The following is a 16,800-nucleotide window of genomic DNA, read 5'->3' as shown; positions in this document are numbered from 1 at the left end:
GACAACTCCTGGCGGTGACAATAGGCCACCAAACTGTCGGCGAATGATGACGGTTCCGGGGCATCGGTCCTCTGACGCCCTGTCCTTTGTGGTTACCATCCGGCGACCCCACTTCAGACATTCTGCCGACGTTGGCGCTTATTTGGGCCTGGACGCCAGGACGTTTCCAATCCGATCGCACTGGTCGCATTTCCGAGCGCGGAGAGACGACCGCGGAGCGAAGCATGAATCCGGCGGCGGAACAGTTTTCTCTGGCGGGGTTGACGTCGTGCCCGCGATCAAGGAACGGGGTGCTAACTCAGAACCTTTCGCTGCGAACTTGCCGGCCATGTTGAGGGAGATGCCGCTCTCGGTTAGACAAGGAAAGCGGACACCCTGAACTCTGACAACCTTCTCGAGCGACTCACCTTCACGTCGGCTCACAGGTTGCAAACGGCAAGCCGAGGTTGTCAGTTGGCGCCTCTCAATGGAAAGTGCAGATCACATCTTCGCCCGCGATCTTCACTTTGAGCTCACGGTCCAGTCGTTGAAATTGAAGTTCATTCCCCCTGGGGACGAGGTGATCTCGACGCCGTATTGGACGCTACCGACGTTTATGTCGCCGAAGTAGCCCTTCGACTTGATCCACTGCAGGATACTCTTGATGTCCACTGTCCCGCTGTTGGTCTTCGAAGTGCGCAGGAGTGAGATGACCTTGTGACCATTGAAGCCTTCAAACACGTTCCAAGTCGCTCCGCCCACGTCGACGTTGGTGTAGACCGGGATCGCTGCCCCGGAAGGATCCTGCCGATAATGATAAGAAATTGGTTTGACGTTGCCGCTGCCGTCCGCATTTCCGGTGTAATTGGTCCAGAGCATTATCTCATGCTGGTTTGAGCTGTCCCAGATATCGTAGGCGACGTCCCAGGCCCCACCACTGGGAACATCCTGATTGAAGCTCGAGCGCAGAGTGTCGATTGAACTCAGCGGTTTCCCGATATTGAAAGCCTCGTGCGGATAACTCTTGATGCCGGCAGTATTAGGCTGGTTCGACCACACGCCCCACTGGTTGTCTGCATACGCCGAAATCGTCTGAGGCCCAGCGCCCGCACCCCATACGTCGTTGTTCCAAGAGTAGCCATCGCGTGAAAAGGTCCCGTATGGATCGCTCGAACGCCAAATCGGAGCCTTTGCCGACACAGGCGCAGCAGACGATGGTCTGGCTTCACTCAGAGCCTGCCTAAATAGATTATGGTCCTCCTGTGTGCGGACGTACCCCGTTGAGGACCCTGGCGAGCCGGCACCGTTTATCCGATTGGAATCCATAATGCTTTCCTTTCTTATTCGAACAAAGCCTCTTGCCCATCCGTCCAGCTGTACCCCAGGTTCGTGACCAATCCAGTCATAGGCGGTGTCGGCATCTAGAGACTAGGTTCGAATGCTAGGAAGGTTGGCTTTCGATAAGCTGACTAGTACCTATGTTCGGTGGTTATGATTCTTTGAAAGGGTTGGGGTAAGCGCGGCCCAAGCGCGAAGCAACACGTGCGAGGTTCGGGCTCGATCGCGCCGGATAGGTCACTGTTCCGATTGACGTTCCCATCTCCTGCCATGGTTGAAAAGCGCGTGTCTGTCGCTGTACCGGCCTGCCGGGCGGGCCTCGCTCGCCGCTTTCACGACGGTGGCTTGGGAGATTCGTGAGTTGGACCGCGAGTTGTTGCTGAAATGCAAACTGGATCGTGCTCGACACGACAATGATCAAGGCAGGGGCGCAGACACTTTATGAGAGCGCTCGCTATGTTTGCGACGCGGAAGGGATGTTCCACGGAGATGCAGTGGTCTTTTGAGAAGCGGATGACCGCACAGGTCTCCCTCTCTTGTCCTTTAAACAAGGTTGGCACGCCGCCAGGTCCTCTAGCGGTAGACTGCATGGCGCGTGCAGATTGCTCGTGGATGAACCACTTCATGGAAAGCCCGGCTGTGCTGCACTTCCGAGCAGGAGACGTCCGGCGCTCTGGAGCGTTCCCTCGTTTAAAGCTGCGTGCTGGGCAACCACGAAGCTGTCGCACATGGCCCGCGCCAAATTGCTAGTGGTAGAGAGCGACCCAGATCCAGCGAGAGCGCTCGCAATCTGGCAGACCTCAGCGCTCTGCCGCGCAGCGTTCGTCGCGGCGAGCCGCATCACCGTCGCCGTGCTCGAGTTTACCACCCCCTTGAGCGCTTCCTTCCACAGCTCCTCGGTCGCATCATAGAAGAAAGAACGGGCGGAACGCAGCATGGCTTCCGCTTTGGCCATCTCCAGCTGGACATAGCCGCGCTCTGCCATCACGGGCGCGCCAGTGATCGAGGCGCGGCTTCCGGCCATGGCAATCACCTCGTCTAGCGCGGAGCGCGCAATACCGATCCCGACAATCGCATGCGCCTGCGCAGCGAAAGCCACGGACGGATAACGATAGACCGGCCCCTCGAGTGTCGGCGGACCGCCCCGGATCAAGGTCCATTCCTCCGGCACAATGACATCGTTGACAACGACATCGTGGCTGCCGGTGCCTTGCAGGCCGATGACGTCCCAATTGGGGCGGATTGTCACCTTCTCGGCCGGCATCACGGCTACACGCGCAAGGCCACCGGTCGGATCGTCCTCCACAGTGATGCCAACGCCTATCAGATCCGCGCCCGGTGAGCCGCTGGCGAATGGCCACACGCCGTTCACGACAAATCCGTCGGTGCTTCGCCTGGCGGGCTGGAGCGGGAAAAGCGCACCCGCCAACACCACGTCAGGTCCATTCGCGTAAACCTTGCGAAGGGTCTCGTCCGGAAGAGCAGCAAGGTAGCGAGCCCCATCGCCGAAGCTAGCGACCCAACCGGCGGAGCCGTCGGCTTCGGAAATGCGCTCGATCAGGCGACAAAAATCGGCCGGCGTTCGCTCCTCGCCGCCGAATCGCCTAGCGGCCATAGCCCGATAGACGCCAACGCGCTTGAAGCCCTCGATGATCTCGTTTGGAATCTTCTGCGCGCGGGCGAACTCGTTTCGACGCGCGCGGATCTCGACCAGTAGCGGCGACAGATTATCCCAGGCCGCAGCCGTAGCGTCGGATTCTGGAGTGATCTTCTCTGGCGGAGCGTTCATAAACTGTCCTCGGTGTCTTGAGCCGATCGACGCCGCGCGTCATTGATATGGACTGCGTGCGCATGGCGAAGCCGGCCGGATTGATACCCAGCCGGAGGGATCGTCGAAACTATCGGAATTGATATCGACTGTGATGAGACTGCAGATGGTTCCCACTCCAAACCGCATCCCGATGGATTGGTTCAAGGAAAAGGTCTTGAGGCGGGGAAGGCTGACTGAGATCTGGCTGTCGATGCTGTCATTGAGGCTGAACCAGCAAGGCAGCCGATTTGCGGCGGCGAGATCGATCCGCCTCTGCTGCACCATCTCTCCGACGGTTGACGGCAGCGCATGTCTTGTCATGTGTTCTCCAGCGGACGATCTGTCACACTTGGGGCCGGACCAGCTCGAACCACGTTGTGAATTCCTGACTGCCCGACCGTGAGGTCGCCAAGCCTGCGGCTCCTTTTCCATCTCCTCAGCAATTGACGTGCCATCGAGCATGCTCTGCCGGCCTTGTCTGAATCGAGCGAGATCACGTGGCCCGTGCCGCGCCAGCAGGATGCTCGCACCTCGGTGTCTGTTTCCAGGCACAACACGTCATCAACCGGACACGGCACGGGAACGACTGAAGTGGACCTCGACCGCGGAACAGTCGGGCTCGGCTTACCTACTGCAGTGTCAGGCCCGCTCAATGCAACGAAGCATGGATGGATGCGAAGCTGGTCTCGCAAATCCGTCAGATAACTGTCGTGAGATTGGCCGCGTCGCAGTGTGCGGCTGCCGTGATGCGCGGCAAGGGGGCCGGTGGTTCGGCACGCCGAAACTGGAAATCTTCTCACGCTCGCTCCGGTACGCACCGTACGCTTATGATGCGACCAGGTCACTCTCGCTGAGAGAGTGTGCATTGGTCCGGTCAGTACGAAGGTTCCGCGCGCATGGCGAAGCGCAATCTGCCAAATAACCATGCGGGGCGGAATCGTCCGCGCCGCAAGGATTCGTTCTTTCGGCGGACCTTCGGAAAGGTCCTTAGGTGCAAAGGATCGGGGGCGCAGGTGTCTCCGCGTGGCGCTGGCATCAAGGTGTTCGGCGGCGGCATCACCGGCATGGCGAGCGTGTTGAGGGTGGCCTCAATATGCTGGTTCTGCCTGACTATCCTAAGGAATTACATCAAGCACGTGCCGGTTGGCAGCGTTGAGAGATGCGAGTGCGTCTAGTCGCGACATGCACCCAGCACGGGACTTGTTCGCCGGACGGCAGCACATGACGGATGGCACCGGCGGCGCTCGACTTCTTTTGGCCAGCGCGTTTCGACCTTTCTGCAAACGCGTCGCGCGCCGGTGATACGAGCAAGTTGTGCGACGCGGTCGCGCGCTGTCGCGGGGGGCGGAATAGTTGGTCAACGGACACGCTGTGACCTGCCAAAATCGAAATCGAAGCGCGGTCACCTACGTAATCGAAGCACTCCAGTCCATGGCGATTAATGGGCGCGCGACTGGCTGCAGTTATGCGTCCTTCGGGGAGGGAAAAACATGCAGGCGGCGCATCGTGCTGGTCGATGGGAGACAGTTGCGTCCGACCGGCTTCAAAGAGTGCACGGCGGATCCTTCATCTTCTTTTTGAAGCCATCACCGTCGTTTCACGATTGATGGCATTGGGCGAATTGAACAATGTACCCAACCCATATAGGCAAACTTAGCAGCTATGCCGCGGCCCTGGAAGCCTTGAGAGGAGACGATCGACTGCGTGGCCTAAAGCCGCGCGCAGGGACTGATTTTGCTTCGAACGATTATCTGGCCCTGGCGAGCGCGCCGCGTATGAAGAAGGCTCTGTTCACCGCGCTTGAGGCCGGCACGCCGATCGGAGCTAGTGGGTCACGGCTGCTGCGCCGCAATTGCGAGGAGCACGAAGCTCTCGAAGCCGAGGCGGCGCAGTTCTTCCGATCGGAGGCAGCGCTGTTCTTTGGCGGCGGTTATATCGCAAACTTCGCCGTTCTGACGACGCTGCCGCAGCGGGGCGATCTGCTCGTTCTCGATTCGCTCGTGCACGCCAGCATTCATGAAGCGGCGCGAGCGGGCCGAGCCGAGTTTCGAATAAGCGCCCATAATGATCTACAGTCGGTTGAAGATACGATTGGCGATTGGCGCGCCAAGGGCGGAATGGGGCGCATCTGGATCGTGGTGGAGAGCCTCTACAGTATGGATGGTGACTTCGCGCCGCTTAAAGATCTGGTCGCAATCGCCGAGCGCTATGAGGCTTTCCTGGTCGTGGACGAGGCTCATGCCACAGGCGTTTACGGCGAGCAGGGACGGGGGCTCACCGCCTCCTACGAGGGGCGCGAAGATCTGGTGGTGGTCCACACCTGCGGGAAGGCGCTGGGCGCGGCGGGCGCGCTTGTCACTGCTTCCGGCGTATTGCGCGACTTCATGGTCAATCGGTGCCGTCCATTCATTTTCGCCACCGCGCCGTCACCCCTTATGGCTGTTGCGGTGCGAGAAGCACTCTTGATCCTGCAGGAGGAGCCTGAGCGGCAGCAACGCCTGATCGATCTGGTTGACTTTACACATCGTCAACTCGTTGTGTGCGGGCGCCCGAGCCGCTCGGCCTCTCAGATCATTCCTTACGTCGTGGGCGACAACGCCCGCGCGATGCGGCTCGCCTCTGCGCTACAGGCGCGCGGCTTTGATATCCGGGGGATACGAGCGCCAACAGTGCCTGTGGGAACGGCAAGATTGCGGATCTCGCTGACGCTTAACGTCGCACAAGTTGATGTATCCGATATGATTGATGCGTTGGTCGAAGAGACTTGGGGCGACGTGCGGTGAGGGCGCAGACGTCCGCATCGGCAAAACGATCTTGTTCACAAGTTGTCGTACGCGCGACGAGTTTCAGTTTATGCCGATCCAAGGTACAGGTTTAAGACAGATGCAACGAGGCTGCTTTTCCGACACTGGCGGTCTCTCAAATGGCTGATGCAGGAGAGACCGTCCGATGCCGACGCGAGTCGCATTTTCGTTTACATCGGCCGGCTGGGCAGTCGTCATGGTCGTAATCCTGCTCCATGTGATCTTCGGCCCTGGCTGAGCCTGCTGATCATAAACAGGACCATCTGTATAGGTGGCTTGCCGCATCGCGGGTGCTATTTTGCCGGAATTCTCGCGTGTTCCCGAGGCCGAGAGCTCAGACCGAGCATGCCTCGCACCGCAATCTGCTGCTTGAACCACCTCTGTTGGCCTGGCGCATCAACCTGGAGGCATGAATGCTGTCGGCCGCGATATGAGTGTTTCTTGGTGCTGGCCGCGCGTTGCCAACATGAGTACGTAGAATACGAGGAGAATTAAGAGGCCGCGCATACCAAAGGTCTTCCCGAAGCTATGACAATTGTGAAGCGGATTGTATTCGGTGCATTTGATGCTGCCGCTGGACGAGCGAATTGGGCGGAACTCGACCGAAGCCTGTATCAGGCGGCAAACGAGTAGCCGTCCGCGCGAAGGTGCCAGCGTCAGCTCAGCAAATCGACCCTGCCGGTATCGAGCCGATACAGGCCCCCGACGACCTTCAGTCTGTTCTGCTCAACTGCCGCGTTTAGAATTGGCCCCGTCGATTTGAGTTTGTTGATGTTATCGATTACATTTTGTCGGGTTGCTTCGGCGAACGTGTTACCGGTTGACTGGCGAGATGCTTTTACCGCAGGCGCAAGTGCAGCGACGAGGGATGAAATGTGCCCCGGCGGCGGCTTATCGTCGTGGAGCGACTTGATCGTGGCGTCTATCGCACCGCAATGATCGTGGCCAAGTACCAGGATTAGCGGCGTGTTCAGCACGGCGACCGCATATTCCATGCTGGCGAGCGTGTCATCGTTGACGAAGTTGCCGGCGAGGCGGCAGACAAACAGATCACCAAGTCCGCTGGCGAAGACAAGTTCAGGCGCCACGCGAGAATCGGCGCAGCTCAGAACCGCCGCATATGGATTCTGCCCATCGACCAAAACCGGGCGCTCGCGCTTGAAATCGTCGCCTCGTGATGCGCCCTGGACGTAGCGATCGTTCCCTTTCATCAGCCGCTTCAGGGCAGCATCCGGCGAGAGCAGGTTATCTGGCTTGGGCTGCGGTTTTGCTTGCTTCGCATCGACAATGTTGTTGCCAAGCCGCAGGCAAACCGCCGAACCAGCGAACATCAACAGCGAGCGGCGCGAAGGCGCGATCTTGGTCAGATAGGACATATTCGGAGAACGGCCTGCAAGCATGCGTATCACCTCATCGCGCGGCTTTACGCCACCCGATGGCTTCGGCTTCAGCTTCGCTGCAGAGCCAGCGTTCACCCGGCTTCTTCGTCATGTCGATTTCTCCGTAACTGAGTTGCCCTGGCAGGTGATAAATGCGCTCGCCGTTAAGGTCCACGGTGCCTTTTATCAGACACTCGGGCGAGGGCGGGTCCGATAGCAGGGCGGATCCGAGCAGGAGTTCCTGAGCGTCGATCGGAATCGAGCTCGCGCCGACGATGATCGTCTTCTTGTTGCGGCGACGCCAGTCCCAAGGCGCGATGAACGCCCCCGACCACAGCCCCGCATAGCCTGTGCTCGCCACCAACTCATAGATAGCATAGGTATGGCTAGATGGACCCGACGATAGTGCCCAGCCCGAGCGTACCATCCAGGCGTTCACATCTTCGCCTTCGATGAAGCAACTGCCGAGTGACCTCCTGTACTCATCAACTCCCGTGGTATGACAATCCCACGTTCGTCCGTTCGAATGCTTGATGAGCTCGTCGCGAGCAGCTACGCCGCAAGCCCATTTCCTTCCGTGGGCGTCCAAGCAAATCTGATCAGTCTCAGGAGCGTCGATGCCTGAGAGCCGAATCTTGGTTTGCTCGATCTCGATCGTATTGCCGTCGACGATGCGCGGAGCACCGCTGAGTTTCGCCGCGCAGACCGGAGATGTGATGAGAGCGAGCAATGCGACCATCATTACGCGGTGTTTCATCCCGACAATAACCCTTCGCTCTTGATCCATGTTCACGCACGATCCGGTGCGGCCAAATTCGACTGTTGGACCGCATGATGTCTGTTATTCGGCCGGCATCGTTCGACGTGTGCTTTATGAAAGCTTGGTCGTGATTTCGAACCTACGACCTGACGCTGCGTGAGGTTCAAGCGATTTCTTCGGGTGCGTGTCGCGGTATCCTTTGAGCCTCGCCGGTCTCTCTCACTGGGCGGGCGCACCCTCTCGACCTGAGGAGGAGATCCCCATCGCTCAGCGCCGAAGTCGCGATGCAGGAGAAAGCCGAACCTCGGAACGCTGTTCTCCCGCGCTTGAACAAAATTCGCCTGTGAACTTTGGCGGTCGAGTGGAAGTCAGGCGTGGAGGAGCAACCTTGCTATTCTTCGTGCCACTCCATCGACAGAGAGAAGGCTGTCGAGGGTTTCGACGAGGGCGCTGACATTTCGCCGTAAAGTCTGGTCACGAAAAGACCGAAGTTCGAAAAAATTTGGTTTTGCTTCCTCTGAGAGTTGAACAAAGGCGCCATGGAGTTCAGCTCAAGCTCGCTACGTAAATGAATGGGTATCGTTTGCGCAGACCGCGCAAAAGCCGGATCCCTCTTTCGTAGAGCCAGCCGGGATGGTCGTTGATGCCAATCGCATTGAGGCTTTTCGCACCTCTGCGCTGCCCCATAATCGTTCGTGATGCAGCCGTCCCGTTCGTAACAAGGACTGGATTGTTCATCACCCAGGCGGCGCGACAGGCGGCCGCTTTCGTAGTACGCTTCCCCGCGACGGCATAAGGCCGAGCGTTTGCGCCAGGGAATTTGGAAGGGCAACCATGTCGAGCCGTGGCTTTGTCGTATACGCCCCGGGCAAGCGTTACGCCGCCCGCCTGTTCGAACGATCGCGAGTGGCCCTCCTGATGCCATTCAGTGCGAGGCGTCAATCCACAACATGCACTGGCCATCACCGCACTCGTGCAGGTATTTCTGGTGCGGTTCGCCGACTCACGCTACGCATCATTCTCGACCACCTCACCGCACAATGAGAACGAAATGGTTGTAGCCACCCGTGAATTGCCGGTCTCTCCTTACGCCCTTGAAGTGGATGGCCGACTCAGAGCCGAATTCGCAACCAGAGATGGCGCCAGGGCAGGTGGAGCAGAACTAAAGAAGCGTTTTCCCATGCTTCAAATCCGGATCTATGATGCACAGACGAATGCGCGCGAGGAAATCTAGATCCGACTCAATTTGTTTCCCGATGCCTCGCGCACGGCTCCGGGGCACCTCGCCGCTCGGAAAAAGGGCCCGCCGTCACGGAGTATGCAGTTCCGTTCCCGGGTACCCTCTTAATCGGTTTCTTCGCAGCACTCGGTCCCGGGGTGCCGCCGGCGTCGCTATGCTCGCGCTCCTGAGGTGCCAGTCAGTCGCGCGATGCGCAGCGCACGCCGGATCAGGCTTGGGCCCGAGGCATCTCCAGGACCGGTCCCGTGAAGAATGGCATCGAGGGCTGTCCCCCCCCCCCGCCCCCCGCAGATTGGTGTCCTCTCAGTGCGTGGGGTGCGGCGGGGCCAAACCGGCTCTCGCACGCTGGCACGCGCCGCTGAGCCCGACTCCTCGCGGAAAGAGCCGAGCGCAATCGTGCTGTCCGACTTTTCCGATGACGTCTGAAGGCTGCGGGAGTGGCTCGCGGACTGTTGCGGAGCCGTAAACAGCGCGGCTTTAGAGCGCATATGTCCTGCGGTTGCTCCGAGGCGCTCGGCGCTGAAAGAGCCGCGACGCGATGTTGCTCTGCGCGACCATTAACGAGACCTTCGCCCCTCTAACTCTTCCCGTTCCTTTGACTCTATGCGATCGAACCAGGAGCCAGGCGGATAGGCCGCGATACGCTTGGCAAAGAAGGATTGCGGCTCCCAATCTTGACCTTCGCTCTTCTCGAAAGTGATGACCCCGTTGTGGGTAAAAGAGCGGGGCCCTGGCGTATCACAGTTCACCACAAGCAGAACGCGCCAGAGATCAGCTTTCTCGGTCGGCTTGTCGTTCTGCTTCGGCAAGTAGTCCACTCCAACAGGTTCAACGATAGTGCAGCGGCCCTGCCGCAGAAGATCGCCAAGCGGGCCTTGCGTGGTCGTCACAAAGTTGAAGTTGGCCGGGTCATGCAGAAAGCGGAGATTTGCGTCCCTTTCGCCATCCGTGATTTCACTGGCGATCAACGAGAGCGCCAGGGCGCGCCAGCCCAATTCCATCGGCTTTGCATAGGTCGACGCAAGTTCAATCGTCCCGTCGAGCGCGATCTTCCATGTGATAACGTACTGTTCGTCTGATTTATTGTCCCGGTGCCTGGTCCACGAAACGAAAACATATTCATGTCCGTCAAGTTCAGCGACGCCCCACATTCGAGGGACGAAGTGTGCCACCTTCGAGACGTTGGAGATAATTTGTTCTATCGTCTCACCATCTTGCGCTCGCCACGTTGATTTGACTCTTTCGACGAGGGGGCTGTCGATGGCGAGAACACTGTTGCTCATGGCAGCCAGCCCAGCCAGGCAGATCAGGCATCGACCGAGACAAAACCATAGCGCGCGTCTTCCAGACATTCTCTTCTTCATAACCGTCGGCCTATCGAGTTTCATCCACACGTCATTCCAAAGCGGGCAACCTTGAACCTGTTATGCGAGAGCGCAAGAAGCTAGCGGCGACGCGACGGGGCGACCGCGGTCCCGCGCGAGCATGCGCTCCCCTCTATGTCACGCGCCGCTAACTTCAGTTGCCAGCGACAGCCTCAATTTGCTGTGCTGGAAATGCCCAGCAGGAGGAGACTGGGCATGCCGAGGACTTGCATTCTTCGTGCCAGGTAATAGACGGAAGTTCGCACCGGTTTTGTGTCCTCTTTGTCGACTTTCCGACTTGCGCACGTCTCGATGTTTCCATTCAGCCTATCCATCGCGGCTTATGCATCCTCGCACGCGCCGGATATTCGACGGCGCAGGGGAACGCCTCGGTGCCAAGTTCCTGATGAGAATTGGGAGCACGTGTGCCGCCATTGAACCGTTTGGTTCGGTATCATTGCCGGAATATAGGCTTCGATCTCTGCCATGTCTTTGGGCACTCGCGGCCAAAAAGGCCATGGCGCGTTTGGCGCTCCTTTTGCGACATGCGGCGCTCCGGAATTCGAGAGCAGCCTCAAGGTGCGCTTTGCACTCGATGGCCAACGACGCGAAGCCGATCTTCACCACCGAGCATCTGGAATCTGGCTGGCACCGCAAATCAACGTGCTCGCCAGGTATGTTGCTGCCTTCGCCAGGTGTCTTGGGCCTAGTCAACACGCATCTTGTTGGTCGAGAAGGCAGCTGGATGGTGGACGTGCTCGAAGAACCGCTGGGAAGCCGGGACTCGCATTAAATGCGTTCTGCTCGAGGAAGCAGTCCCGACCACGCAAGCCGCATTTGTCCCTTCCACCGGATTGGCGTGCGGCCCCACGCGCAGGTAGCTCCGATGGTCATTCCGATATCGCTGATTGGCAAGCGCTTCTACGTCGTGTTCAACGATATAGATGCACGGTCATTCGCGTGGCAGATGTCGCAGCATTAGCTTGAGACATAATCTGAGAGGTTGACGGAAGAGTTCTCTTGCCGATAATCCAAGTCGTCGAGGTTCTCCGGTTTCCATTTGATCCGGAGCTAAGAGGGAAGCCGGTGAAAATGCCGGCGCTGCCCCCGCAACTGTGAGCGGCGAGCCGCTGTCCAACGATGTCACTGAAGCCTGCGCGGCTTCGGGAAGGCCGGACAGCAGCGATGACCCGCGAGCCAGGAGACCTGCCCCGACAATATATTCGTCCACGGGCGGGGTGTCCCGGTGGTACGTCAAGCAGCCGTCGCACGCGCGACGTCCCCTGCCTGCGTCCGCCATGGCCTTCGCCCCCAACTGGGGTTAACGCTATGTCTCTTCTCTCCCTTCCGGTTGCCACGCTCGGAACGCCACGCATCGGTCCAAGGCGCGAGCTCAAACTCGCACTAGAAAGCTACTGGGCCGGAAAAAGCAGCGAACAACAGTTGCTCGAGGACGCAGCTGGCCTGCGCGCCGCGAACTGGGCCCGTCAGAAATCTATCGGCGTCACGGTCATTCCATCGAACGATTTCTCGCTGTATGACCAGGTGCTCGACACAAGTGTCATGGTTGGCGCCATCCCGGAGATCTACGCCTCGAAAACCGAATCCGTTTCGCTCAAGACGTACTTCGCCATGGCCCGCGGTTCACAATGCGACGACCAGGATGCGAGTTGCGGTCACGGACCGCGCGGATTTGGCGCACCCGCGCAGGAGATGACGAAGTGGTTCGACACCAACTACCACTACATGGTCCCCGAGTTTCACAGGGGACAGACTTTCAGGCTATGCTCTCGCAAGCCGATCGAGGAGTATGAGGAAGCCAAGTCCCTTGGCTTTCAGACCCGCCCTGTCCTGATCGGGCCGGTCACATTCCTAAAGCTCGGCAAGAGTGCCGATCCTGCGTTCCAGCCACTCTCACTACTGGACGAACTGATACCGGCCTATATCGAAGTTCTGCAGGAATTGGCCAAACGTGGGGCAAATTGGGTTCAGTTCGACGAGCCCTGCCTGGTTGTTGATCTGGATGAGGGGGCGCGAAAATCTTTGCTCCATGCCTATGACCGGCTCGCCAAGGAGGGGCCGGCCATCAAGATCATGGTTGCCAGCTATTTCGGCGACCTCGGTGACAATCTGGACACCGCCTTGAGCCTGCCAGTTGCCGGACTTCACCTCGATCTGGTTCGAGCGCCACAGTTATTGGACCAGATCATTGCTGGCGGCCGAAGTGATCTCGTCATATCGCTCGGTGTCATCGACGGCCGGAATGTATGGCGGTCGAATTTGTCGTCGCTGCGCCGGAGGCTGGAACCCGCGATTGCGAAGCTTGGCAAGGATCGTGTACAGATCGCCCCATCCTGCTCGCTGCTTCACGTGCCGGTCGACGTTGAACTCGAGGCCGGGCTCGCTCCCGACGTGAAGAGCTGGCTTGCTTTTTCGGTTCAGAAGATGCGTGAACTTGCGATCCTGGCGCGGGCACTCGCAGGCGACCAGAATGTTGCGCTAGCTCTTGCCGAGTCGGAATGTGCCGCGACTGTCCGCCGGAGTTCGCCGAAAATCCGTGATGCCAATGTCGCTGTCCGGATGAGAGCGATCGACCAGGGCACGCGCCGGCGCGCCAGCCCATTTGCCCGTCGTGCCGAGATCCAAAGCAATCGTTTCGGACTACCGCCTTTTCCTACCACGACGATCGGATCGTTTCCGCAGACCACAGAGGTCCGGAATGCCCGTGCGGCGCATGCGCGAGGCGCGATGAGCGACGAGCAATACGACGGGTTCCTCAAGGAGGAGACTGCGCGCGCCGTACGTTGGCAGGAGGACATCGGACTTGACGTCCTCGTGCACGGCGAGTTCGAGCGCAATGACATGGTGCAGTACTTCGGCGAGCAACTCGCCGGGTTCGCCTTTACCAGGAACGGATGGGTGCAATCTTACGGCTCGCGCTGCGTCAGGCCACCGATCCTGTTCGGCGATGTAGTGCGGTCGAAGCCTATCACCGTAGAGTGGTGGCGCTACGCGCAATCACTAACCAAGAAGCCGATGAAGGCGATGTTGACCGGACCGGTGACGATCTTGAACTGGTCCTTTGTTCGCGATGATATTCCTAAAAGCGAGGTCTGCCGCCAGATTGCGCTCGCGATCCGAGACGAAGTCCGCGATCTCGAGAATGCTGGGGCAACCATGATCCAGATCGACGAAGCTGCACTCCGCGAAGGATTGCCGTTGCGTCGATCGGAGTGGACGGCTTATCTCGACTGGGCCGTGGATTGCTTCCGCATCTGCTCATCGGGCGTCGCCGATCAAACGCAAATTCATACGCATATGTGCTACTCGGAGTTCAACGACATCATCGGTGCGATCGCTGCAATGGATGCGGACGTCATCTCGATCGAGACGTCGCGCTCGAAAATGGAACTACTCGACGCCTTCAGGAACTACGAATATCCAAATCAGATCGGGCCGGGCGTGTACGACATCCACTCTCCACGCGTTCCCGAGACGGGCGAAATGAAGGAGCTGATGGCGTTGGCTCGGACACGGCTGCAGGATTCGCAGCTCTGGGTCAATCCGGACTGCGGCCTGAAGACGCGCAAATGGGAGGAGGTTCGGCCGGCCCTAGCGAACATGGTCGCTGCCGCCCGCGAACTGCGCGCTGCATCCGATCCGCGAGGCCGTTGACCCGGGCTTGGGTCTCTTCTCGACAAAGCTGATCCGCTTGTGGTCATTTGCGCTCTCGATAATCCGGGAACCTTGAGAACACAAAAAAATGCCCGGTTCCGCTTGGCGGGCCGGGCGAAAGTCTGGGAGGAGCGACGCTGACGCATCGCGCGGACTTCCATCGGCGGAGGGAGGACAGCCGCCGGTTCGATCACGGCGAGGACATTCGCCGAAAATCGGAGCCCAGTTGAAGCACAAGCTCAGCGTAGCTCAATTATGCCCTGGTATGCGACGGTATAGCCTGAGATTTAGAAATCTACACCAAGGTTTGTCGCTCATGAGCACGTCGGCAACGGTTGCGACAGCAACGAGGGGCAGTGATGCCGGGCGGTCGCCGCAGGGCACCAACCGCAAACTCGGTGCGCTTTCCTGCCTGGCAACCTTATGCTCGATCAGCACGACGATACGAAAAACCCGGCTCCAAGGATCTCGCAAGCGTAGCCAATGCAGAGCGGTTGCTATTGATTTGGACCCTGCTTAAGGCAGTCGTTGGTCGACCGGTCCCACCCGATAGTCGGGTTTCGGCTTGAACTTCTGTTTGAGATCTATGAGCGGACCACGGATGATGTCACGAGCTTGAAGGGCGGCCCGATGCCGATAGGGTGCTCCTCAGCCGTGAGCCCGGTGCTGCCCCAAGATAGGCCAGTTAAGTGATGTCGATTTAGGATTGACACGACACGACTCGGCTCGGCGGAGCCGGTTTAGACCGCCCGACTGTGTGTAGCCCCGCACCGAGGAAGATGAGCGTCGAACGCCGATGTGACGCTCCGGAGCAGGAACTCTACGCCATCAGCTACGGAAAGCCGGCCATCGTCGATCACCACGACCCGTCTGCGATAAGGCTGTCGATTCGAGAACGATTGACGACGGCCAACTTCCGATCCCGACCGTGACGACGGGGTATCTCGGAGAGATCGACTGCCATGTCGCACATGATTCGCTCAATGATCTCGGCACGGAATTGATCCTCATCCGTCAGCAAGCAGCCCTTTGCGGTGGCGAGCCGATCCTCGGTGATGCGAGCAAGATAGTCCTTTGTCGAGACAACGTTCGCGACGAACCCTTGTTGCATGCGTCCGATGGCGCTGGCGCCGAGCCCGCGCAATCGTCAAGTATAACCCTGGAAGTTGCGCTTCAGCCTGCCTTCCTGCCTCGCCCGGGCAAGACTTTCGTGCGGCATGGCAAAGTGATCGATGCCGACACGTACGATCCAGCATCAACTAAAGCTTCCGCGATCGCTTCGGATTAGAGATAGCGCGTGACGCTGTCCCTATAGCCCGTTGTGGTCCAATCGCGCCAGAACCGGGCCAGGCGATCAACGTCCAGCGCCTTGCTGTTCGTGCTGAACGTAGCCGGAAGTGGCAGTGCTTCGCAGTTGGCGTGCAGTGATTCGAACCGGCTGCGGTCGGATGATTCAGAGCGCGCCGGGCGGGGCTCAAGGAGTGCGAGTGTTTCGCCGCAGTCGCGCGGCCGCAATCGCTCGTCCTTATCGGTCGGCGGACATGAGAGGCGTCCGTTTTGCGCGATATTACTGCGCAGGCCAAACCTGCGACGATCACATTGTGGAACGTGGCGGAACCAGAGCTCAGGAAGGCTCGGCCATGCCGTTTGCACCGGTGGTCGACGAAGCGATCATATTGTGCAGAAGTCATCTGGCGGTGCGGCAGCCTGCGTGCCGGCGAGCAACCCCATTTTCATTTCGACAGGATGAGCATGAGGTCCACTACCTGCTGTGAAACGGCAGCGGTCAATACGCCCCATCCGTCTCGGCGCCGTGTCGCGGGTTGCCGGCCTTGGCGGACGAAAACGCGACCGAGCTCCGTTCGGCCTCGGCTTCTTGCTCCAATTGCAGAATATGCGCTCTTAACGCATCGGAAGTCGCTGCCGCTGTCTCGCTGAATAGCGGATCTCCATGATCGGTGAGGGCGGAAGCGATTTCGGTCCAATCCTGAGCCGCGAGAGCCTTCAGGGCGGCGGGAAAGAAATCTCGTTCTTCCCACATCATGTGGTGCCGCTCGCGTACTATAAAGTCGCGTACGATATTGCCGATGTCTTGCCGAAGGAGTTCACGATCCGCGAGAATGGCGTCAATAGCTTGCGCGAAGTGGTGCAAACGGTCGACGACTTCCTGGTGTTCAAGCGCGAGATCGCCGACGATTGCAGCTGCATCCGGATCGCGAGCCTTGAGCTTGGAAAAAATCAAGTCTTCCTGTGGATGATGGTACACCTCCGGGTAAACCTCGAAATAGCTGATAATCGCGCGAATGACCTCATAGTCGGGACGGATCCCTTTCTCAAAAATCTCCAATTCGCGTTGAAGAGCGATTAGAAGCAGATCAATGTTGCGATGCTCTCGAAGCAAAAGATCGATGATCATTGCGGTGCTCCTGGAGGCACAATGTAGGCTGGGAG

The 16,800-nt window shown here is 58.9% G+C and carries 11 protein-coding genes and 1 riboswitch; of the genes, 4 read left to right on the top strand and 7 right to left on the bottom strand.

Annotation, left to right across the window (positions count from 1 at the left end):
• Window positions 1-501: 501 nt before the first annotated feature.
• The 3 genes from P6U29_RS32305 to P6U29_RS32295 form a co-directional block, all read right to left on the bottom strand.
• Window positions 502-1,305, bottom strand: coding sequence for a glycoside hydrolase family 12 protein (locus tag P6U29_RS32305; RefSeq protein ID WP_407114363.1), 804 nt, complete (start codon window positions 1,303-1,305; stop codon window positions 502-504).
• A gap of 634 nt (window positions 1,306-1,939) precedes the next feature.
• Window positions 1,940-3,106, bottom strand: a complete 1,167-nt coding sequence (locus tag P6U29_RS32300) for an acyl-CoA dehydrogenase family protein (protein ID WP_407114362.1) — start codon at window positions 3,104-3,106, stop codon at window positions 1,940-1,942.
• Between the two features lie 39 nt (window positions 3,107-3,145).
• Window positions 3,146-3,448 carry a hypothetical protein gene (locus tag P6U29_RS32295; protein ID WP_407114361.1) on the bottom strand — a complete coding sequence of 101 codons (303 nt, stop codon included), beginning with the start codon at window positions 3,446-3,448 and terminating at the stop codon, window positions 3,146-3,148.
• Between the two features lie 1,307 nt (window positions 3,449-4,755).
• On the opposite strand from P6U29_RS32295, the gene P6U29_RS32290 reads away from it, so the two are divergent.
• Window positions 4,756-5,910, top strand: coding sequence for an 8-amino-7-oxononanoate synthase (locus P6U29_RS32290; protein WP_407114360.1), 1,155 nt, complete (start codon window positions 4,756-4,758; stop codon window positions 5,908-5,910).
• A 677-nt stretch (window positions 5,911-6,587) separates the two neighbouring features.
• Here the strand turns inward: P6U29_RS32290 and P6U29_RS32285 are convergent.
• Window positions 6,588-7,331 carry a carbonic anhydrase gene (locus tag P6U29_RS32285; protein ID WP_407114359.1) on the bottom strand — a complete coding sequence of 248 codons (744 nt, stop codon included), beginning with the start codon at window positions 7,329-7,331 and terminating at the stop codon, window positions 6,588-6,590.
• Window positions 7,332-7,341: 10 nt separating this feature from the next.
• Complete coding sequence (locus P6U29_RS32280) at window positions 7,342-8,097, bottom strand: thermonuclease family protein (protein ID WP_407119466.1); 756 nt, start codon at window positions 8,095-8,097, stop codon at window positions 7,342-7,344.
• Between the two features lie 901 nt (window positions 8,098-8,998).
• Between P6U29_RS32280 and P6U29_RS32275 the strand changes: the two genes are divergently transcribed.
• Window positions 8,999-9,304, top strand: coding sequence for a hypothetical protein (locus P6U29_RS32275; protein ID WP_407114358.1), 306 nt, complete (start codon window positions 8,999-9,001; stop codon window positions 9,302-9,304).
• Between the two features lie 563 nt (window positions 9,305-9,867).
• On the opposite strand, the gene P6U29_RS32270 is transcribed toward P6U29_RS32275, so the two are convergent.
• Window positions 9,868-10,698, bottom strand: a complete 831-nt coding sequence (locus P6U29_RS32270; protein WP_407114357.1) for a nodulate formation efficiency C protein — start codon at window positions 10,696-10,698, stop codon at window positions 9,868-9,870.
• 1,001 nt (window positions 10,699-11,699) lie between these two features.
• Window positions 11,700-11,903: riboswitch (cobalamin riboswitch) on the top strand.
• Between the two features lie 100 nt (window positions 11,904-12,003).
• Between P6U29_RS32270 and metE the strand changes: the two genes are divergently transcribed.
• Window positions 12,004-14,349: a 5-methyltetrahydropteroyltriglutamate--homocysteine S-methyltransferase gene (metE, locus tag P6U29_RS32265; RefSeq protein ID WP_407114356.1), complete on the top strand. Its 2,346-nt coding sequence runs from the start codon at window positions 12,004-12,006 to the stop codon at window positions 14,347-14,349.
• A 928-nt stretch (window positions 14,350-15,277) separates the two neighbouring features.
• Window positions 15,278-15,637 (top strand): hypothetical protein, encoded by a 360-nt coding sequence (locus P6U29_RS32260; RefSeq protein WP_407114355.1) that lies wholly within the window; start codon window positions 15,278-15,280, stop codon window positions 15,635-15,637.
• Between the two features lie 498 nt (window positions 15,638-16,135).
• Here the strand turns inward: P6U29_RS32260 and P6U29_RS32255 are convergent, their stop codons facing one another.
• Entirely contained in the window at window positions 16,136-16,765 is a 630-nt protein-coding gene (locus P6U29_RS32255; RefSeq protein ID WP_407114354.1) for a hemerythrin domain-containing protein, read from the bottom strand.
• Between the last annotated feature and the right edge of the window lie 35 nt (window positions 16,766-16,800).

It is taken from the genome of Bradyrhizobium sp. LMG 9283 (genome assembly GCF_045571415.1).
GTDB lineage: Bacteria > Pseudomonadota > Alphaproteobacteria > Rhizobiales > Xanthobacteraceae > Bradyrhizobium.
The sequence above is the reverse complement of the archived record's forward strand: the minus strand, read 5'-3'. Positions and strand labels throughout refer to the sequence as shown.

Coding starts and splice junctions, on each gene's coding strand:
- P6U29_RS32305 (WP_407114363.1), bottom strand. CDS start 1,305: ATGGATTCCAATCGGATAAACGGTGCCGGCTCGCCAGGGTCCTCAACG.
- P6U29_RS32300 (WP_407114362.1), bottom strand. CDS start 3,106: ATGAACGCTCCGCCAGAGAAGATCACTCCAGAATCCGACGCTACGGCT.
- P6U29_RS32295 (WP_407114361.1), bottom strand. CDS start 3,448: ATGACAAGACATGCGCTGCCGTCAACCGTCGGAGAGATGGTGCAGCAG.
- P6U29_RS32290 (WP_407114360.1), top strand. CDS start 4,756: ATGTACCCAACCCATATAGGCAAACTTAGCAGCTATGCCGCGGCCCTG.
- P6U29_RS32285 (WP_407114359.1), bottom strand. CDS start 7,331: ATGCTTGCAGGCCGTTCTCCGAATATGTCCTATCTGACCAAGATCGCG.
- P6U29_RS32280 (WP_407119466.1), bottom strand. CDS start 8,097: ATGGATCAAGAGCGAAGGGTTATTGTCGGGATGAAACACCGCGTAATG.
- P6U29_RS32270 (WP_407114357.1), bottom strand. CDS start 10,698: ATGAAACTCGATAGGCCGACGGTTATGAAGAAGAGAATGTCTGGAAGA.
- metE (WP_407114356.1), top strand. CDS start 12,004: ATGTCTCTTCTCTCCCTTCCGGTTGCCACGCTCGGAACGCCACGCATC.
- P6U29_RS32255 (WP_407114354.1), bottom strand. CDS start 16,765: ATGATCATCGATCTTTTGCTTCGAGAGCATCGCAACATTGATCTGCTT.